This window comes from Nocardia brasiliensis ATCC 700358 (assembly GCF_000250675.2).
GTDB lineage: Bacteria > Actinomycetota > Actinomycetes > Mycobacteriales > Mycobacteriaceae > Nocardia > Nocardia brasiliensis_B.
This window is the reverse complement of sequence record NC_018681.1, coordinates 8515515-8538155: the sequence shown is the minus strand read 5'-3', so window position 1 is coordinate 8538155 and position 22641 is coordinate 8515515. Positions and strand designations below refer to the sequence as shown.

Here is a 22641-nt window from a genome sequence, read left to right as displayed (position 1 = left end):
CGCCGCGACCCGGTCGTGACCCGTCGCGCAGGATGTGAGGACCACAACACGAGGTACTCGGATCGGCCGCAACGGCGCTGCCTGTGATCATGTTCGTCGGCTATGGCGGTTGGTTGGTTCGGTGCGCGTGACGACGGTAGATTGGATCGGTGATCTGCAGCGAGATTGCCGGCGGTGCCGGTGGGTGGGTAAAGGACGCGGTCGCGCCTATGTAACAAGGTCACCCTGGCCGACAGATAGTGCCAATGAGCTTTTTTGCCTGATTGATATGAGAACTGAACCCCGAGACACGGGCGCCACGCTGGGATAGGTGTGCGTCCTGTCCGGGTGTCGTCGGGGAGCGCTTGCGTGGTGTTCCGGAAGCGAGGTTACGGTTGGACCGGCAGGATTTCGGCGGAAACGGCGAAGCTGGTGGCGAACGGGTCCAGGCTGGTTCGGCCGAGTACTTCCCGCTGTCCCCGGCGCAGCTGGGTATCTGGTATGCCCAGCACGTCGACCCGCAGGTGCCGATCAACATCGCCCAGTACGTCGATCTGCACGGCGTGCTCGATCTGGAGGTGTTGCGCGAAGCGCTGATCATCGCCTCGACCGAGCTGGAGTCCGGCTTCCTGCGCATCGTCGAACGTGACGGTCAGCCGTATCAGTGGGTCGACCACAGCATCCCGGACCACGACAAGGTCTACTACGTAGATCTGCGGGACGAGGAAGATCCGGCCGCCGCCGCGATGGCGTGGATGCGGGCCGAGTACAGCAGCCCGGTGAACCTCACCGAGGACCGGTTGATGCGCATCGCCGGCCTGCAACTGGCCGACGATCACTGGTACTGGTACCTGCGCGCGCACCACATTTCGCTCGACGGCTTCGCCGCCATGACCAACGTGAACCGCATCGCCGAGGTCTACACGGCGATGGTGAACGGCGACGAGATCAAGCCGGCCAAGGCCACCGATCTGCGCACCCTCTACGACCAGGAAATGGCGTACCGGGACAGCACCCGGTTCGTCTCGGACAAGGAGTACTGGGCCGAGAAGGTCAAGGGCCTGGAGGAGGGCACCAGCCTGGTCGGCCGCTCGGCCGAGCCCGCGGCGATCAACGGCATCGCCAGCGCGTTGCTCTCGGACGAGCAGACCGCGCTGTTCGAAGCCGCTGCGGCACGCCATGACTCGATGCCCGCGGGCCTGTTGCTCGCCGGTTTCGCCACCTATCTCGCGCAGTGGACCGGCTCCGAGGACGTCATCCTGAGCCTGCCGGTGACCGCGCGCACCACCGCCGCGATGCGGCGTTCCGGCGGTGTGTCGTCCAACATCGTGCCGCTGCGGCTGCGGGTGGGCCACGACACCACCGTCGCCGACCTGCTGCAGCAGGTGGCCGTGACGGTGGCGGGCACGCTGCGCCATCAGCGGTACCGGCACGAGGACATTCGCCGTGATTCGGCGGGCGACGGTGTGGTGACCACGGAATTCTTCGGTCCGTGGGTCAACATCATGCTGTTCCAGGACCAGATCCGGATGGGCTCGATGGTCGGCACCATGAGTGTGCTGTCCACCGGCAGCATCGAGGATCTCGGCGTCAACTTCTACCAGTCCGAGGCGGGCGCCCGCGCGCGGATCGACTTCGAGACCAACCCGAACCTCTACACCGAAACTGAAGCGCGCCGCCATCATTCGCGGTTCCTCGAGTTCTTCGAGCGGTTCCTCGCCGCCGCGGCCGACACCCCGGTGTGGTCGCTGGTGTCGACCACCGACGACGAGCGGCAGTTGACCCTCGTCGAGTGGAACGACGCCGAGCAGCAGGTGCCCGACACCACGCTGGCCGCGCTGCTCGATGCGCAGATGCCGGTGGCGCCGGACGACATCGCACTCGATTTCGAGGGCGCCACCCTGACCTACGCCGAGTTCGACGCGCGGGTCAACCGTTTGGCGCGCTTCCTGATCGCCGATGGTGTCGGCCCGGAATCCCTTGTCGCGCTGGGTATGCGCCGCTCGCTGGAGCTGGTCGTCGGCATGCACGCGGTGCTGAAGGCCGGTGGCGCGTACGTGCCGATCGATCCGGACCATCCGGCCGATCGCACCGCCTACATCCTCGACAGCGCGGCACCGGTCTGCGTGCTGACGCTGACCGCCGACGAACTCGAGTTACCGGACTCGGTGCGGCAGGTGCCGATCGACACCCTCGATGTGTCCGCGTATTCGGCCGCGCCGATCACCGACGCGGAGCGGCTCGCTCCGCTGCGGCCCGGCAACACCGCCTACGTCATCTACACCTCGGGCTCGACCGGTCGCCCCAAGGGCGTCGCGGTCACCCATCACGCGATCGTCAACCAGCAGCTGTGGATGCTCGACGAGTACCGGCTGACCGCGGACGACGTGTACCTGCAGAAGACCGCCACCACCTTCGACGTGTCGCTGTGGGGCTACTTCCTGCCGCTGCTGGTCGGCGCGAAGCTGGTGATCGCGAGCCCGGACGGGCATCGTGACCCGCTCTACGTCGCGGACATGATCGAGCGGCACGGCGTCACCGTGACCGACTTCGTGCCGTCCATGCTCACCGTGTTCGTCGCGCACGCGACCGCGGCGCAATGCGCCACGCTGCGTGCGGTTTTCGTGATCGGCGAGGTACTGCCGCCGGAGACCGCCGCGGGCTTCCGCGCGATCACCCACGCCGGTCTGCACAACCTGTACGGCCCGACCGAGGCCGCGGTCTCGGTGACCTACTGGGAGGCGACCGCCGCCGACACGGTGACCGTGCCGATCGGTATCCCGGAGTGGAATGTCGCTGTCTACGTACTGGATTCGCGGCTGCGCCCGGCTGCCATCGGCGCGCCGGGCGAGCTGTACCTGGGCGGGCGTCAGCTCGCGCGCGGGTACCGCGGCCGCCCGGACCTGACCTCGGACCGCTTCGTCGCCAACCCGTTCTCGGCCACCGGCGAGCGCATGTACCGCACCGGTGACCTGGTGCGCTGGAACGACGCGGGCACGCTGGAATACATCGGCCGCACCGACTTCCAGGTGAAGTTCCGTGGCCAGCGCATCGAACTCGGCGAGATCGAAACCGATCTGCTCGCGCATCCCGCGGTGAGCCAGGCCGTCGTGCTGGTGATGGACACCGCCACCGGTCAGCAGCTGGTCGCGTATGTCGTTCCCGCGCCGGGACATTCGATCGATCCGGTCGAGCTGACCAGGTTCGCGGGCGAGAAGCTGCCCAGTTACATGGTGCCCGCCTCGATCATGGTGCTGGCCGCCTTCCCGCTCAACACCAGCGGCAAGCTGGACCGTAAAGCGTTGCCGGAGCCGGTGTTCAGCGCCGACGCGGCCGACTTCCGGGCCCCGCGCACCCAGGCCGAGCAGATCGTCGCGGGCATCTTCGCCGACGTGCTCAGCCAGCAGCGCATCGGCATCGACGACAACTTCTTCGACCTGGGCGGCAACTCGCTGGTCGCGACCCAGGTGGTGTCGCGGATCGGCGCGGCGTTCGGCACCCAGCTCGGGGTGCGGGCGCTGTTCGAGACCCCGACCGTCGCCGGTATCGCGCTGCGCATGGAGAACGCGTCCCCGACCGAGGGGGCACGCCCGCCGCTGGTCGCGCAGCAGCTGCCCGACCGGGTGCCGCTGTCGCTGGCGCAGCAGCGGATGTGGTTCATCAACCAGTTCGACTCGACCGTGCCGGCTTACAACCTGCCGTTCGTGGTCCGGTTGCGCGGTCAGGTCGATCTGGACGCGCTGCATGCCGCGCTGACCGATGTGCTGGACCGTCAGCAGTCGCTGCGCACGATCTTCCCCGAGTCCGGCGACGGCGGCTACCAGCAGGTGCTGCCGGTCGACCAGGTCGATCTCGGCATCGCGATCGAGCCGATCGACGAAGCCGAATTGCACGGTGCGCTCACCGGATTCGCCGCCACCGGCTTCGATGTCTCGCGCGAGCTGCCGATCCGGGTGCGGGTGTACGCGGTGACCGGCGGCCGCGAGAACGGGGCCGCGGACTACGCGGTCGCGTTCGTGGTGCACCACATCGCCGCCGACGGTTTCTCGTTCGGTCCGCTCGCACGCGATATCGCCGCCGCCTACCTGGCGCGTTCGGCCGGGCAGGCACCGAGTTGGGCGCCGCTGCCGGTGCAGTACCAGGACTTCAGCGTTTGGCAACGCGAGCTGCTCGGCGCCGAATCCGATCCCGGCTCCATGGCCTCGCGTGAAATCGCCTACTGGCGCCGGGCTTTGGCCGGTCTGCCGGATCAGCTGGATCTGCCGACCGACCGTCCCCGTCCGCCGGTGCAGAGCTTCACCGGTGGCCGGGTCGGCTTCCAGATCGATGCCGAACTGCACCAGCGCCTTTCGGCGTTGGCGCGGGCGCAGGGCGTCAGCCTGTTCATGGTCATGCACGCCTCGCTGGCGGTGCTGCTGGCCCGGTTGTCGGGCACCACCGACATCGCGATCGGCACGCCGGTCGCCGGGCGCGGCGAGCAGGCGCTCGACGACCTGATCGGCATGTTCGTCAACACCCTCGTGCTGCGTTCGGAGGTCGACGGCGCCGAGCCGTTCACCGAGTTCCTCGGCCGCACGCGCGAAACCGACCTGGCCGCTTTCGCTTTCGCGGATGTGCCGTTCGAGCGGTTGGTCGAGGTGCTGAACCCGACCCGCTCGCAGGCGCGCCATCCGCTGTTCCAGGTGATGCTCTCGTTCCAGGAAATGTCGCACGCGACACTGGAACTGCCCGGACTCTCGGTCACCGCCGACGAGCTCGAGGTCGACATCGCCAAGTTCGACCTGCAGTGGACCGTCACCGAAGAGCGTGGCGCGAACGGCGAACCCGCGGGCATGGCGGCCGTGGTGTCCTTTGCCACCGATCTGTTCGATGCCGCGACGGTCACCGAGTTCGGCCGCCGCTACCTGCGGGTGCTCGAGGCTGCCGTCGCCGCGCCGGAGACCGCGGTGCGCGATATCGAGATCCTCGACGACGCCGAGCGCGCCACCGTGCTCACCGATTGGAACCGGACCGCGCGCGAACTGCCCGCGGCCACCGTGCTCGACCTGTTCGAGGAGCAGGTGCGGCAGCGGCCGCGCGACGTCGCCGTCGTGTTCGACGGCGGCACCCGCAGCGCCGGTGAGTTCGGCCCGCAGGTCGAGCTTTCCTACGCCGAGTTCTCGGCGCGGGTGAATCGCTTGGCGCGCAAGCTGATCGCCGAGGGCGTCGGCTCGGAGTCGTTGGTCGCGGTCGGCATCCGCCGTTCGGTGGACATGCTGATCGCCATCTATGCCACCATGACCGCGGGCGGCGGCTACGTGCCGATCGACCCCGATCATCCGGCCGAGCGCACCGAGTATGTGCTGGCCAACTCGGCACCGGTGTGCGTGCTGACCACCCTGTCCGACGACGTGCGCGCCGAGGGCTGCCCGGTGCTCGCACTGGACACCTTGGATCTGAGCGAGTTCAGCGACGCGCCGATCACCGACGCGGAGCGCCGCGCGCCGCTGCGTCCGACCAACGCCGCGTACGTGCTCTACACGTCCGGGTCCACCGGCCGGCCCAAGGGCGTGGCGGTGAGCCATGCCAGCGTGCTCAACCAGATCGCCTGGATCACCGGCGAATACCGCATCGGCCCCGCCGATGTGATCCTGCAGAAGACCCCGGTCACCTTCGACGTATCGGTGTGGGAGCTGTTCGGCACGCTTGCCGTCGGCGCCCGGATGCTCATCGCCGCGCCGGACGGTCACCGCGACCCGATGTACCTCTCCGAGATCATCGGCCGCCACCAGGTGACCATGACCTCGTTCGTGCCGTCGATGCTCTCGGTGTTCGCCGGTGCCGCCTCGACCGCCGAATGTGCTTCGCTGCGTGCGGTTCTCGTCGCCGGTGAAGCCCTGCCCCCGGCCACGGTCACCGCGTTCCGGCAGTTCTCCACCGCCGCGATGCACAACCTGTACGGCCCCACCGAGTTCACCGTGCACGCCACCGCCTGGCACCTCAACGAGGTCGCCCCGGCTTCGGTGCCGATCGGCCGCCCGGTGTGGAACGCCCAGACCTATGTGCTCGACGACGGCCTGGCGCCGGTGCCCGTCGGTGTGCCGGGCGAGCTGTACCTCGGCGGTGCGCAGGTGGCGCGCGGCTACCACGGCCGCCCCGACCTGAGCGCGGAACGTTTCGTCGCGGACCCCTTCGGGCCGCCCGGTGCGCGCCTCTACCGCACCGGCGACCTGGTCCGCTGGGTCGAGCCGCGGGATCCGGAGGTCGGCGGCGCCGGCGTGCTGGAGTACATCGGTCGCACCGACTTCCAGGTGAAGTTCCGCGGGCAGCGCATCGAACTCGGCGAGATCGAGGCCGCGCTGCTCGACCACCCGGCCGTCGGGCAGGCGGTCGTGCTCGTGATGGACACCGTCGCGGGCGACCAGCTGGTCGCCTACGTGGTGACGCCCGCGGGCCCGGTCGATATCGACAACATCAAGAACGCGCTGCACCGCACGCTGCCCGCCTACATGGTGCCCTCGGCGATCGTGGTGCTGGAAGCGTTGCCGCTCAACCCCTCCGGCAAGCTCGATCGCAAGGCTTTGCCCGCCCCGGTCTTCGAGGTGCGCGAATTCCGCGCTCCGACCACGCCGATCGAAGAGATCGTCGCGCAGATCTTCGGCGAGGTGCTCGGCATCAACCGGGTCGGCGTCGACGACGACTTCTTCGAGCTGGGCGGCAACTCGCTGATCGCGACCCAGGTCGCTTCCCGCCTCGGCATCGCGCTCGACACCAGGGTGCCGGTGCGCATGCTGTTCGAGGCGTCCACCGTCGCCGCGCTCGCGGCCCGGGTGGAGTCGCACGCCGGCGACGGCGCGCGTAAGGCGCTGGTCGCCCGGGTGCGCCCGGAGGAGGTGCCGCTGTCGCTGGCCCAGCAGCGGATGTGGTTCCTCAACCGGTTCGACACCGAGTCGGCGGTCAACAACATCCCGGTCGCCATCCGGCTCTCCGGTGATCTCGATGTGGCAGCGCTGCAGGTCGCGGTCATCGACGTGATCGACCGGCACGAGTCGCTGCGCACCGTGTTCCCGGAGACCAAGACCGGGCCGGTGCAGGTGGTGCTGGACGCGGCGCAGATCGTGCCCGACCTGACCCCGGTGCCGGTCACCGACCACAACCTGATCGACCACCTGGTCGAGCTGGCCTCCATGGCCTTCGACGTGACCAACGAAGTGCCGTTGCACGCAAGGCTTTTCGAGATCAGCGAAACCGAGTACGTGCTCGGCATGGTGGTGCACCACATCTCCGCGGACGGCTGGTCGATGGGCCCGCTGGCCCGCGACGTCATGGTGGCCTACGCGGCGCGCACCTCGTGGGAGGCCCCGGCCTGGTCGGCGCTGCCCGTGCAGTACGCGGACTACGCGCTGTGGCAGCGCGAGGTGCTCGGTTCCGAGGACGACCCGAGTTCGTTGATCGCCAACCAGATTCGGTACTGGACGCGTGAACTCGCGGATCTGCCGGACGAATTGGTGCTGCCTTCGGATCGGCCGCGCCCGGCCGCCGCCTCGTATCGTGGCGGCACGTATCCGTTCGTGATCTCCGGTGAGACCCAGCGTGCGCTGGTCGATCTGGGCCGCAGGCACAATGCCTCGCTGTTCATGGTCATGCACAGCGCGCTGGCCGTGCTGCTGGCCCGGGCCAGTGGCACCGGCGACATCGCGATCGGCACGCCGGTGGCGGGCCGCGGCGAGGCCGCGCTGGACGATCTGATCGGCATGTTCGTCAACACGCTCGTGCTGCGCACCCAGGTGAACGGCGCGGCGAGCTTCGCGGACCTGCTCGCGCACGCCCGCGAGACCGATCTGCACGCCTTCGCGCATGCCGACGTGCCGTTCGAGCGGCTGGTCGAGGTGCTCAACCCGGCGCGTTCGCAGGCCCGGCACCCGCTGTTCCAGGTGATGCTGACCTTCCAGAACACCCGGCAGGCCAGCTTGGAGCTGCCCGGTCTCTCGGTCAACGGCATCGACTACGACGCCCGCCTCGCCAAGTTCGACCTGCAGCTCACCCTGCAGGAGACCACGAACGAACTCGGCGAGGCGGCCGGTATGTCGGCCGAGTTCTCCTACGCCCTGGACCTTTTCGACGAGGCGACGGTCGCCGCGTTCGCACGGCGACTGGACCGCGTGCTCGCCGCCGTCACCGCGGACCCGCACGTCGCGATCGGCGATATCGACCTGCTCGCGCCCGAGGAACACGCGCAGGTGCTGGTCGATTGGAACGACACCGCCCAGGCGGTGCCCGCCGAGACGCTGGTCTCGCTGTTCGACGCGCAGGCGGCGGCGACGCCGGACGCGGTGGCCCTGGTCTTCGACGAGGAACGGCTCACCTATCGCGAGTTGCAGGTGCGGGCCAACCGGATCGCACGCCAGCTGATCAAGGCCGGTGTCGGACCGGAATCGCTTGTCGCACTGTCGATCCGGCGCTCCAACGAACTGGTAGTCGCGATGTACGCGGTGCTGCAGACGGGTGCGGCGTACGTGCCGCTCGACCCGGATCAGCCCGCCGACCGGATCAACCACATCGTGGACACCGCGCGGCCGCGGATGATCCTCTACCGCTCTGCCGACGGCTTCGGCATCGACCTGCAGCGCGAGGTCCCGGTCATCGCGATCGAGGGCATCGAGGGTGTGCCCGGTATGGCCGCGTCGAGCGGCGCGCCGATCACCGACGCGGAACGTACCCGGGCGCTGCGGCCGCAGAACACCGCCTACGTGATCTTCACCTCCGGCTCGACCGGTCGTCCGAAGGGTGTGGCGGTCAGTCACGCCGCGATCGTCAACCGGCTGCTGTGGATGCAGCACGAGTACCCGATCGGTCCCGACGACGCGGTGCTGCAGAAGACGCCCGCCACCTTCGACGTCTCGGTCTGGGAGTTCTTCTGGCCGTTGCAGACCGGTGCGCGCTTGGTCGTCGCGAAGCCGGACGGCCACCGCGACCCGGTGTATCTCGCGCAGATCATCGCCGAACAGGGCATCAGCACGGCGCATTTCGTGCCGTCGATGCTGTCGGTGTTCGTGTCCACCCTCGGCAACGAGAGCGGCGACGCGGACGGCTACCCCTCGTCGCGGCTGCGGCAGGTGTTCGCCTCCGGTGAGGCGCTGCCCGCGCCGACCGCGGCGCGGCTGCGCGAGCTGACCGGTGCGCGCCTGCACAACCTCTACGGTCCCACCGAGGCCGCCGTCGACGTCACGTATCACGAAGTGACGCAGGCGGATACGGTCTCCGTCCCGATCGGGCGCCCGGTGTGGAACACCCGGGTGTTCGTGCTCGACGCCCGGTTGCATCCGGTCGCACCGGGTGTCGCGGGTGAGCTCTATCTCGCGGGCGATCAGCTCGCGGTGGGCTACCTCGGCCGCCCGGACCTGACCTCGGATCGGTTCGTGGCCAATCCGTACGGCACCGCGGGCGCGCGCATGTACCGCACCGGCGACCTGGTCACCTGGACCGCCGACGGCGAACTGGAATACCTGGGCCGCACCGACTTCCAGGTGAAGCTGCGCGGTCTGCGCATCGAACTGGGCGATATCGAGGCCGCGCTGCTGGCCCAGCCCGGCGTCGCACAGTCGGTCGTGGTGGTGCGTGCCGACGCGCACGCCGGTGACCAACTGGTGGGTTACGTTGTCGCCGCGGCGGATACGGTGCTCGACACCGATGCGATCAAGGTGGCGCTGGGCGGGCTGCTGCCCGGCTACATGGTGCCCGCCGCGATCGTGGTGCTCGACACGTTCCCGGTGAACGCCAGCGGCAAGCTCGATCGCAAGCTGCTGCCCGCTCCGGTGTTCGAGGCCAAGCAGTTCCGCGCACCCGCCACCCCGATCGAGGAGATCGTGGCGGAGGTCTTCGCCGAGTTGCTCGGCGTGCCGCGGGTCGGCGTGGACGACGATTTCTTCGAACTCGGCGGCAACTCGCTGGTCGCCACCCAGGTGGTCGCGCGGCTGAGCGCGGCGCTGGACACCGAGGTCGGGGTGCGCGCGCTGTTCGAGGCGCCCACCGTGGCCGCGCTGGCCGCGCGGGTCGAATCGCGCGCGGGCAGCGGTGCCCGGCAGGCGCTGACGGCGCAGGTGCGGCCCGAGCTCCCGCCGCTGTCGCTGGCCCAGCAGCGGATGTGGTTCCTCAACCGCTTCGACGCGGACTCGGCCGCCAACAACATCCCGGCCGCGGTGCGGCTGGAGGGCGCGCTGGATCTGGACGCGTTGCGCGGTGCGATCGCCGATGTGGTCGCGCGGCACGAATCGCTGCGCACCATCTACCCGTCCCAGGACGGGGTCGCCTATCAGCGGGTGCTGCCCGCGACCCGGGCGATCCCGGATCTCGAGGTCTTCCCGGTCGCCGAGGGCCAATTGCTCGGTGCCATGTACGAATTCGTCGAGCGCGGCTTCGACGTGACCGCCGAGCCGCCGGTGCGGCTGCGGGCCTACCAGCTCGCCTCCGGCACCCAGGACCGCGGCGAACAGGGCGCCGGCACGGCGGACTACGTGCTCGTCGTCGTGGTGCATCACATTGCCGCGGACGGTTTCTCGATGCGGCCGCTGGTCCGCGACCTGATGACCGCCTATGTGGCGCGCACCTCGGCGTCGGAGCCGGGCTGGCCGCCGCTCGCGGTCCAGTACGTGGATTTCGCGCTGTGGCAACGGGAAACACTCGGTTCCGAGGACGACCCGACCTCGCTGATCTCCGAACAGCTCGACTACTGGCGCGGCGCGCTGGCCGGGCTGCCCGACGAACTGCGGCTGGCCGGACGGCCGCGTCCCGCGGTCGCGTCGTATCAGGCCGGGACGCACCGCTTCCGGGTGCCCGGCGCGCTGATCGAGGAGCTGAACCGGGTCGCGCACGAGCACGGCACCACGCTGTTCATGGTGGTGCACAGCGCTTTCGCGGCGCTGCTGGCCCGCCTATCCGGTTCCGGCGACATCGCCGTCGGCATCCCGGTGGCCGGCCGTGGCGAGCAGGCCCTCGACGACCTGGTCGGCATGTTCGTCAACACCCTGGTGCTGCGCGCGCAGGTGGATACCGACGCGCCCTTCGCCGAATTGCTGGCGCAGGTGCGCGAGCGCGACCTGCAAGCCTTCGCGCACGCGGACGTGCCGTTCGAGCGGCTGGTCGAGGTGCTCAACCCGGCCCGTTCGCAGGCGCGGCATCCGCTGTTCCAGGTGATGCTGTCGTTCCAGAACCTGGGGCGCGCGTCGCTGGAGCTGCCCGGTCTGACCGTGTCCGAACTGGGCATCGACCAGCCGACCGCGAAGTTCGACCTGCAGCTGACGTTGAGCGAGGTCCAGGGCGCCGAGGCGGCCATGGACGCCGAACTCCTCTACGCCACCGACCTTTTCGACGGCGTGTTCGCGAACACCTTCGCCGAGCGCTTCCTGCGGGTACTCGGCGGTGTCGCGGCCGAACCGACCGCGGCGGTGGGCGATATCGAGCTGCTGGACGCGGCCGAACGCGCGCTGGTGGTCGAGCAGTGGAACGACACCGAATTCCCGGTGGACGCGGCGCTGACCTCGCCGGTCGGCGACGCCGCCGCGACGCTGGTCTCGCTGTTCGAAGCCCAGGTCGCGCGGGCGCCCGAAGCAGACGCCGTCACCTTCGAGGGGACAAGTCTGTCCTACGCCGAGTTCGCCAGCCGGGTGCACCGCCTGGCGCGCTGGCTCAAGCAGAACGGCGTCGGCCCGGAATCGTATGTGGCCCTTGGCATGCGCCGGTCCATCGATCTCGTCGTCGGCATGTACGCGGTGAACGCGGCGGGCGGTGCGTACGTGCCGCTGGACCCGGATCATCCGGCCGAGCGCACCGACTACATCCTGGAGACGGCGCGCCCGGTGTGCGTGCTGACCTCCGGCACCGACCTTGCCACCTCGGCGTCCCGGCAGGTGCGCATCGATCAGCTGGACCTGTCCGAGTTCTCGGACGCGCCGCTGACCGACGCGGACCGGCACAAGCCGCTGCGCCCGGCCAACACCGCCTACGTGATCTTCACCTCGGGTTCGACCGGCCGCCCCAAGGGCGTCGCGGTCTCGCACGCGGCCATCGTCAACCGCCTGGTCTGGATGCACGCCGAATACGGCCTCGCCGCCTACGACGTGGTGTTGCAGAAGACGCCCGCCACCTTCGACGTGTCGGTGTGGGAGTTCTTCTGGCCCTTGCAGGTCGGCGCGCGCCTGGTGGTCGCCAAGCCGGACGGCCATCGCGATCCCGCCTATCTGGCCCGCCTGATCATCGAGGAGCGGGTCACCACGGCGCACTTCGTGCCGTCGATGCTCGCGGTGTTCGTCGCCGAGGAGCGCGCGGCCGAATGTGTCAGCCTGCGTAACGTTTTCGCCTCCGGTGAGGCGTTGCCCGCGGTGACCGCCCAGCGCCTGCGCGCGCTCACCGGCGCCCGGCTGCACAACCTGTACGGCCCGACCGAGGCCGCGGTCGACGTCACCTTCCACGAGGTGACCGAGGCCGACACCAGCTCGGTGCCGATCGGCGCGCCGGTGTTCAACACCCAGGTGTACGTGCTGGATTCGCGCCTGCGGCCGGTTCCGGTCGGCGTGCCCGGCGAGCTGTACCTGGCCGGCGCGCAGTTGGCGCACGGCTATGTGGCCCGCCCGGACCTGACCACCGAGCGGTTCATCGCGAACCCGTTCGGCACCGCCGAGCGCATGTACCGCACCGGCGACCTGGTCTCCTGGACCCCCGACGGTGAGCTGGAGTACCTGGGCCGCACCGACTTCCAGGTGAAGCTGCGCGGTCTGCGGATCGAGCTCGGTGAGATCGAGAACGCGCTCACCGCACTGGAATCCGTCGCGCAGGCGGTGGTGCTGGTGCGGGCCGACGAGCGCACCGGTGACCAGCTGGTCGCCTACCTGGTCGCCGACCCGGACCGCGCGGTCGACGTGGACGAGATCAAGGGTGCGCTCGGTCAGCAGCTGCCCGCGTACATGGTGCCGACCGCCTATGTGGAACTCGACGAGTTCCCGCTGAACCCGTCCGGCAAGCTGGATCGCAAGGCACTGCCCGAACCGACCTTCGCGGCCACGGTGTTCCGCGCCCCGGCGACGCCGGTGCAGGAGATCGTGGCCACGACCTTCGCCGAGGTGCTCGGCGTGGAGCGGGTCGGCCTGGACGACGACTTCTTCGCCCTCGGCGGCAACTCGCTGGTCGCCACCCAGGTGGCGGCGCGCCTGGGCGAAGCGCTGGATACCCAGATCCCGGTGCGCGTGCTGTTCGAGGCCTCGCAGGTCGCCGCGCTCGCCGCGCGCGTGGAATCGGCTGCGGGACAGGGCGGCCGGGCGCCGCTGGTGCCGCAGGAGCGCAGCGCGCTGGTGCCGCTGTCGCTGGCCCAGCAGCGGATGTGGTTCCTCAACCGGTTCGACAACCGCACCGCGGTGAACAACATCCCGGTGGCCATCCGGCTCACCGGCGAGCTCGACCTGGACGCGCTCAACGCCGCCATCGGCGACGTGCTGGCCAGGCACGAGGCGCTGCGCACCGTGTATCCGGAGCTGGAGGGCACCGGCTACCAGCAGATCCTGCCGGTCTCCGAGGTGTCGTTCGCGGTGACGCCGGAACCGGTGACCGCGGACGAATTGCCCGCGCGCATCGTCGAATTGGCGAGCGTGCACTTCGACGTGACCCGCGAGATCTCGTTCCGCGCGAGCCTGCTCGGCCTGGACGAGCGCAATCACGTCGTGGTACTGGTCATGCACCACATCAGCGCCGACGGGTTCTCGCTGCGGCCGCTGCTGCGCGACGTGGTGCTCGCCTACAGCGAGCGCACCCGCGGTGAAACACCCGCCTGGGCGCCGCTGGACGTGCAGTACGCCGACTACGCGCTGTGGCAGCGCGGTGTACTCGGCGCGGAGAGCGATCCGGAATCGGTCGCGGCCGAGCAGATCGCCTACTGGGTCGAGCAGCTGCGTGATCTGCCGGATCAGCTGGAGCTGCCCGCCGACCGCCCGCGCCCGGAGATCGCCTCCAACGCCGGTGGCACACATAGCTTCTCGGTCGATGCCGAGCTGCACACCGCCCTGGCCGAGCTGGCCCGCAAGCGCGGCGTCACGCTGTTCATGGTGGTGCACGCCGCGCTGGCCGCGTGGGCGGGCAGGCTGTCCAACAGCAGCGATATCGCCATCGGCACGCCGATCGCCGGACGCGGGGAGCGCGCGCTCGACGACCTGGTCGGCATGTTCGTGAACACCCTGGTGCTGCGCAGCGCGGTCGATCCGGCCGCGCCGTTCAGCGAGCTGCTCGAGCAGGTGCGCCGCACCGATCTGGCCGCGTTCGCCAACGCCGACGTGCCGTTCGAGCGGTTGGTCGACGTGATCAGCCCGGCGCGCTCGCAGGCGCATCATCCGCTGTTCCAGGTGGCGCTGACCTTCGAGGCCGCCTCGGCGGCCGATATGGGCACCGTGGCACTGCCGGGCCTCGATCTCGACGTGGTCGAATTCGACCCGGGCACCGCGAAGTTCGATGTGCAGCTGACCGTCGGCGAGACCGCGACCGGCGCATTGGCGATGTCCTGGAACTACGCCACCGAACTGTTCGATCCCGAGACGGTGGCCGCGTTCGCCGACCGGCTGGTGCGGGTGCTGCACGCGGTGGCCGACGATCCCGAGATCGCCGTCGGCGATATCGACCTGCTCGGCGAGGCCGAGCGCCTCGACGTGTCGCAGCGCTGGGTGTCCTCCGGCACCGACGGCGGCCTGTTCGCCGCGCCGGGGACCACCCTGGTCACGGTGTTCGACGCGGCGGTCGCCGCGCACCCGAACCGCACGGCGGCCCGCTTCGGGGTCGAGACGCTGACCTATGCCGAGCTGGACCGGCGCGCGAATGTGCTGGCGCGCAGGCTGATCGCGGATGGCGCCGGACCCGAGTCGCTGGTCGCGGTGATCCTGCCGCGTTCGCTCGATCTGGTCGTCGCGCTGGTCGCGGTGGTCAAGACCGGTGCGGGTTATGTGCCGGTCGATCCGACCTACCCGGCCGAGCGCATCGCCTACGTGCTCGAGGATTCGCAGCCGACGAGCGTGATCCTGGATTCCACGGTGCCGGTGACGGTGCCCGCGCACCTGCCGAGCGTGGTGCTCGACGGCTTCGCGGTGGAGACCGGCAACGTCGAGGACGCCGACGACGCGCCGATCACCGACGCCGATCGCAACGCCGCGCTCTCGCCCGATCACGTCGCCTACGTCATCTACACCTCGGGTTCGACCGGACGGCCGAAGGGTGTCGCGGTCGCGCATCGAAATGTGGTGCGGCTGTTCGCCAATACCGATCGCGACTTCGGCTTCGGTCCCGACGACGTGTGGACGCTGTTCCACTCCTACGCCTTCGACTTCTCGGTGTGGGAGCTGTGGGGTCCGCTGCTGTTCGGCGGCACCCTCGTGGTGGTCGACTACTACACCTCGCGCTCGCCCGAGCAGTTCCTGGAACTGCTGCGCGCGGAACGGGTCACGGTGCTCAACCAGACACCGTCGGCGTTCTACCAACTGGCCGAGGCGGATCGCAACGCCGCACCGGACGCCGCGCCGCTCGCCCTGCGCTACGTGGTGTTCGGTGGCGAGGCGCTGGAACTGCGCAGGCTCGCCGACTGGGTGGCGCGCCACGGCGCGGGACCCGACGGCCGCTCGGTGAGTTCGCCCGCCGACGGTCCGCTGCTGGTCAACATGTACGGCATCACCGAGACCACGGTGCACGTCTCCTACCGCGCGCTGGACGCCGCGACCATCGCGGCCGCCTCCGGCAGCGTGGTCGGCCGGGCCATCGCGGGCCTGCGGGTCTACGTGCTCGACAACCGGCTGCGGCCGGTCCCGGTCGGTGTCGCGGGCGAAATGTATGTGGCGGGACCGCAATTGGCCCGCGGCTACCTCGGCCGTCCCGATCTGAGCGCGACCCGGTTCGTGGCGAACCCGCTGGCCGGCGCCGACGCGGCCGGCTCGCGCCTGTACCGCTCCGGTGACCTCGCGCGCTGGAACCGCTTCGGCGAGCTCGAATACCTGGGCCGCGCCGACGATCAGGTGAAGGTCCGCGGCTTCCGCATCGAACTCGGCGAGATCGAGTCCGCGATCCTGGCCCAGCCGGGCATCGCGCAGGCGGCGGTCATCGTGCGCGAGGACCAGCCGGGCGATCAGCGGATCGTGGCCTACGTGGTCGCCGAGCCCGACGCGGTGCCGCAGCTCGACCAGGTGCGCGACGGCGCCGCCGAGCGGCTGCCGTCGTACATGGTGCCCTCGGCGATGGTCCGGCTCGAGTGGATTCCGTTGACGGTCAACGGAAAGCTCGACCGCCGGGCGCTGCCCGCGCCCGCGGTGCAGGCGCGCGCCTTCCGCGCGCCCGTCACCCCGGTGCAGGAGGCCGTGGCCGCGGTGTTCGCCGAGGTGCTCGACCTGCCCCGGGTCGGTGTCGACGACGACTTCTTCGATCTCGGCGGCAACTCGCTCATCGCCACCCGGGTGGTCTCCCGGATCGGCGCCGCGCTCGGCACCACCGTGGCGGTGCGGGCGCTGTTCGAGGCGCCCACCGTGGAAGCCCTTGCGGCGCGGGTGGAATCGCACGCCGACGGCGCCGCGCGCGCCCGTCTGGTGGCCCGGCCCCGGAGCGCCGACGAACTGGTGCCGCTGTCCTTCGCACAGCAGCGCATGTGGTTCTTGAACAAGTACGACACCGCGTCGGCGGCCTACAACCTGCCGGTCGCCATCCGGTTGACCGGCGCGCTGGACGTGGCCGCGTTGCGGCTCGCGGTGGCCGACGTGGTGCGCAGGCACGAGTCGCTGCGCACCCGCTATCCCGAGCACGGCGGCACCCCCGTCCAGGTGATCGTGCCCGCCGAGGAGATCGCGCTCGACCTGCACCCGGTGCCGGTGGATCCGGCCGAGCTGGCCGCGGTGGTGACCGACTTCGTCACCACCGGATTCGATGTGGCCGAACAGGTTCCGCTGCGCACCCGGCTGTACCGGGCCGGTGCGGACGAGCATGTGCTCGTCGTCGTGGTGCACCACATCGCGGCGGACGGCTTCTCGATCGGCCCGCTGACCCGGGACGTGATGATCGCCTACTCGGCCCGCACCCAGGACAGCGCGCCCGGCTGGGCGCCGCTGGCGGTGCAGTACGCCGACTTCGCGGTCTGGCAGCGCGAGGTGCTCGGCGGCGAGGACGATCCGGAATCGCTGATGTCGCGTCAGGTGGCGCATTGGCAGCGCGCGCTCGACGGCGTGCCGGACGAGCTGACCCTGCCCGCCGACCGCCCGCGCCCGGCGATCGCCTCGCTGCGCGGCGCGACGCTGCACCGCGAGCTGCCCGCCGAGCTGGTCGGCGCGCTGGAAGACATTGCGCGCCAACGGGGTGCGTCGCTGTTCATGGTGATGCACAGCGCGCTGGCCGTGCTGCTGTCGCGCCTGTCCGGCACCGACGACATCGCCGTCGGCACCCCGATCGCCGGTCGTGGCGAGCAGGCGCTCGACGACCTGGTCGGCATGTTCGTCAACACCTTGGTGCTGCGCACCGGCGTGGACGCCACCGCCTCGTTCAGCGAGCTGGTGGACCAGGTGCGGCGCACCGACCTGGACGCGTACGGCAACGCCGACGTGCCGTTCGAGCGGCTCGTCGAATTGCTCGCGCCGGAACGTTCGCAGGCCCGCAATCCGCTGTTCCAGGTGATGCTCGCGTTCCAGAACCTGGACCGCACTTCGCTGGAACTGCCGGGCCTTTCGGTCTCCGCGCTCGATCTCGACGAGAGCGTGGCGCGCTTCGACCTGCAGTTCACCCTCGCCGAGATCGGTGAATCCGGTTCGGCGGGCATGGCTTTGGCGCTCACCTACGCCACCGACCTGTTCGACGAGTCGACCGCGGCCGATATCGCCCAGCGCTGGCAGCGGGTGCTCGAGGCCATCGCCGCCGATCCGTCGATCACGGTCGGCGCGATCGACGTGCTCGACCCGGCCGAACGGTCCGGCCTGACCGCCCGTTTCGGCGCGGCCGCCACCCCGGCGCGGACCCTGCCCGACCTGATCGCCGAGGCGGCAGCCCTCGATCCGGCCGCACCCGCGGTCGTGTTCCAGGGGCGCAGTGTGTCCTACGGCGAGCTCGACGAACGCTCGAACCGCCTGGCGCGCTTGCTGATCGAGCGCGGACTCGGCACCGAGGACCTGGTCGCCGTCGCGGTGCCGCGCTCGGACGACTCCTACTTCGCCGAATGGGCCGTGGCCAAGTCCGGCGCCGCGTTCGTGCCGATCGACCCGACCTACCCGGCGGATCGGATCGCGCACATGGTCACCGATTCGGGTTCCCCGGTCGGCCTGACCGTCACGTCGGTGCGCGCGGACCTGCCGGACTCGGTCGAATGGCTGGTGCTCGACGAACTGGACCTGTCCGGCGTCGACGCGGCCGCGATCACCGACGCCGACCGGGTGCGCCCGATCAGCCCGGCGCACCCGGCCTACGTCATCTACACCTCCGGCTCCACCGGCGTGCCCAAGGGCGTCGTGGTCACCCACGCCGGTCTGGCCAACTTCCGGGACGAGCAGAACGCCCGCTACGCGGTCGATTCCGATACGCGTGCACTGCATTTCGCGTCGCCGAGCTTCGACGCCTCGATTCTCGAGTTCCTGCTCGCGATCGGTCGCGGCGGCGCCCTGGTGGTCTGCCCGCCGGGCGTGTACGGCGGCGAGGAGCTTTCCGAGCTGATCCGCGCCGAGCGGGTCACGCACGCGTTCATCACCCCGTCGGTGCTCGCCTCGCTCGATCCGGCGGCGCTGGCCGGCATGCGGGTGATCGTGGCGGGCGGCGAGGCGGTCCCGGCTGATCTGGTCACCAAGTGGGGCGGCGCGGCGGACGGTTCCGGACGTCGCTTCCACAACGGTTACGGTCCGACCGAGACCACGATCATGACCAACATCAGCGACGCGCTGACCCCGGGCGACCGGGTCACCATCGGTGGCCCGACCCGCGGCATGCAGTCGCTGATCCTGGACGCCCAGCTCCGGCCCGTTCCGGTGGGTGTCGCAGGTGAGCTCTATCTGTCGGGCATCCAGCTCGCCCGCGGCTACCACGCGCGGGCCGGGCTTTCGGCGGAGCGGTTCGTGGCGAACCCGTATGTGGCGGGTGCGCGGATGTACCGCACCGGTGACGTGGTGCGCTGGACGCGCACCGGCGAGGTCGAGTATGTCGGCCGTTCCGACTTCCAGGTCAAGGTGCGCGGTTTCCGCATCGAGCTGGGTGAGATCGACGCGGCGCTGGCCGCGCACGAGTCCGTCGACTTCGCGGTCACCCTCGGGCACAAGAATGCCGCCGGAGCTACCTCGCTGGTGTCGTATGTCGTTGCGGCACCGGGCCGTTCGATCGATGTCGCGACGTTGACCGCACACGTCGAGGATCGCCTGCCCGCCTACATGGTGCCGTCGTCGATCATGGTGATCGACCGGGTGCCGCTCACCCCGGTCGGCAAGCTCGACCGAAAGGCCTTGCCGGAGCCGGTGTTCGCGACCGAGGTCGTGTTCCGCGCGCCGCGCACGCCGGTCGAGCAGACCATCGCCGAGGTGTTCGCCGAGGTGCTCGGCGTGGAGCGGGTCGGCGTCGACGATTCGTTCTTCGCTCTGGGCGGCGACAGCATCGTCTCCATCCAGCTGGTCTCGCGGGCCAAGGCCCGCGGCGTGGTGTTCAGCCCGCGGCACGTGTTCGAGCAGCGCACCGTGGCCGGACTGGCCGGGGTCGCCGAGACGGCCGACACCGCGGCCGCGGCGGCCGTCGTGCTCGCCGAGCTGCCCGGCGGCGGGGTCGGCACCATGCCGCTGACCCCGGTCGTGCGCTTCATGGCGGAGCGGCGCGGCTCGTTCGGCCGGTTCAACCAGACGCTCGCGCTGGAGCTGCCGGTCGGCATCGACCGCGCGGGCATCGCCGCGACGGCCGCCGCGGTCATCGACCGCCACGACATGCTGCGCGCGAGCCTGCGCCGCGACGGCGCGGACTGGATCGTCGAAACCGCCGCGCCCGGCACGGTCGACGTGGACGCGCTGATCGATCACACCACCTTCGACGCGGCCGTCGATGACGCGGCACTGCTCGACCTCGCGTCGGCGGCGCTGGATGCCTCGCTGGACCGGCTGGATCCGGCGGCGGGCGTGGTCATCCGGTTCGTGTGGCTGGAGCCGACGGGCGGCGACCGAGCCGGACGACTGATCGTCGTCGGCCATCACCTCGTCGTCGACGGTGTCTCCTGGCGCATCCTGGTGCCGGACTTCGTCGCGGCCTGGGGACAGCGCACCGCGGGGCAGACGCCCGAACTGGTCGCGCCCGCCACCTCCATGCGGGCCTGGGCGCACGCGCTCGAACGCGAAGCCCGCAATCCGCAGCGGGTCGCCGAACTCGAGCACTGGCGTTCGGTGGTCGACGCCGCCGATCCGCTGCTCACCGAGCGGCCGATGGACCCGGCGATCGACACCTCGGGTGTCATCGAGAAGGTTCAGGTCGAGGTGTCCGCGGAGGTCACCAAGGCGCTGCTGACCAAGGTGCCCGCCCTGTTCCACGGCGGCGTGAACGACGGTCTGCTCACCGCGCTGGCGCTGGCGACCGCGAAATGGCGGGCCCGCCGGGCGGGTACCCGCGGCGACGACTCGCTGCTGATCCGCCTGGAAGGCCATGGCCGCGAAGAGGACATCGTGCCCGGGGCGGACCTGTCCCGCACGGTCGGCTGGTTCACCGCGATCTTCCCGGTCCGCTTCGACCTGTCCGGCATCGACATCGATGCCGCGCTGGCCGGTGGGCCCGCGCTCGGCCAGGCCGTCAAGGCGGTCAAGGAGCAGCTGCTCGCGGTGCCGGACAAGGGCGTCGGCTACGGCCTGCTGCGCTACCTGAACCCGGAGACCGCGAGCTCGTTGCCCGCGGAACTGCCGGGCCAGGTGAGCTTCAACTACCTGGGCCGCGTCGTCGAGGGCGACGTGCCCGAGTCGCTGCGCGGCTTCGGCTGGGTGCCCGCCGCCGAACTCGGCGCGCTGGGCGGCGCCTACGACGCGGACATGCCCGCGATGGCGCCGCTGGACGTCAACGCGATCGTGGTCGGCGACAAGCTGACCGCGAACATCGGCTACCCGTCGACCCTGCTGAGCGCCGCGGCCGTGCGCGAGTTCGGCGAGCTGTGGACCACCGCGCTGGAAGCGGTTGCCCGGCACGCCAATTCGACCGGCGCGGGCGGGCACACGCCGTCGGACTTCGCGCTGGTGCGCAGCACCCAGGGCGATATCGACGGCTGGGAGCGTCGTTTCCCGAACCTGGCAGATATCTGGCCGCTCTCGGCGCTGCAGGCCGGTCTGCTGTTCCATGCCAGGCTGGCCGTCGGCTCGGTGGACGTCTACACCGCACAGGCGGTGCTGACGCTCACCGGCCGGGTGGACGCGGCCCGGTTGCGCTCGGCCGCACAGGCGCTGGTGGATCGCTACGAGAACCTGCGTACCGCCTTCGTCACCGATCGCGACGGCAGCCCGGTGCAGGTGGTGCTCGACAGCGTGCGGGTCGCCTGGGCCGAGCACGATCGGATCGAAGCCGGTACGGGCGCCGACATCATCGCGGCGGACCGGACCAAGCGTTTCGACCTGACCGAGCCGCCGCTGATCCGCTTCACGCTGATCCAGGTGGCGCGCGACCGCTGGCAGTTCGTGGTGTCGAACCACCACATCCTGCTCGACGGCTGGTCCATGCCATTGCTCATGCAGGACCTGCTGGTGCTCTACGCCGCCCACGCGGACAGCAACGTGCTGCCCGCGGTGCGCTCCTACCGCAACTTCCTGGAATGGACGGCGCAGCAGGATCATCCGGCCTCGGTCGCGGTGTGGGCGGACGCCCTGCGCGGGGTCAGCGAGCCGACCCTGCTGGCCCGCCCCGACGCCGGCCGTGAGATCACCTCGCTCTCCGGCGAGTACTTCTTCGAGCTGGACGAGCAGGCCACCGCGCGGCTCACCACGCTGGCCGCTGCGCTCGGCGTCACGCCGAACACGGTGCTGCAGACCGCGTGGGGCATCCTGGTCGGCCGGATGACCGGCCGCGACGACGTGCTGTTCGGCACCACGGTGTCCGGCCGCCCGGCCGGGCTGACCGGGGTGGAATCGATGGTCGGCCTGTTCATCAACACCGTGCCGGTGCGGGTGCGCTTCGACCCGGCCGAGTCCGCGCAGCAGCTGCTGACCAGGACGCAGGGCGAGCAGGCGGACCTGCTCGATCACCACTACGTCGGCCTCGCGGACATCCAGTCCGCCGCGGGCATCGGCGGATTGTTCGACACCCTGGTGGTTTTCGAGTCCTACCCGGTCGACGCCGACGGCATCCGGGAGCAGGCCGCCGATATCGACGGCATGGCCGTGATCGGACTCGACGCGGCCGACGCGACGCACTACCCGCTGACCCTCATCGCGCAGCTGGACTCGAAGCTGCGGGTGCGTGCCGGGTATCTGCGCGATCTGTTCGACGAGCAGACCGTGCGCCGCATCGCCGATCGCCTGCTCCGGGTGCTGACCGCGATCACCACCGAACCCGCTGTGCCCGTTGGCGATATCGAGCTGCTCGACAACGTCGAACGTCAGCTCGTGGTGGCCGGCTGGAACGACACCGCGCACCCGGTGGACGCGGACGCGACGCTGGTCTCGATGTTCTACGCGCAGGCCGAACGGACGCCCGAGGCGA

1 protein-coding gene (cut by a window edge) is annotated in these 22641 nt (G+C 70.2%); it reads left to right on the top strand.

Features of this window, described 5'->3' with window-relative positions; all coding sequences use genetic code 11:
* Positions 1 to 374 precede the first annotated feature (374 nt).
* Positions 375 to 22641 carry the 5' portion of a non-ribosomal peptide synthase/polyketide synthase gene (locus tag O3I_RS38050; RefSeq protein WP_014988378.1) on the top strand. Its footprint extends 21587 nt past the window's final position, so only the first 22267 of its 43854 coding nucleotides appear in the window; it begins with the start codon at positions 375 to 377; its stop codon lies beyond the right edge, outside the window.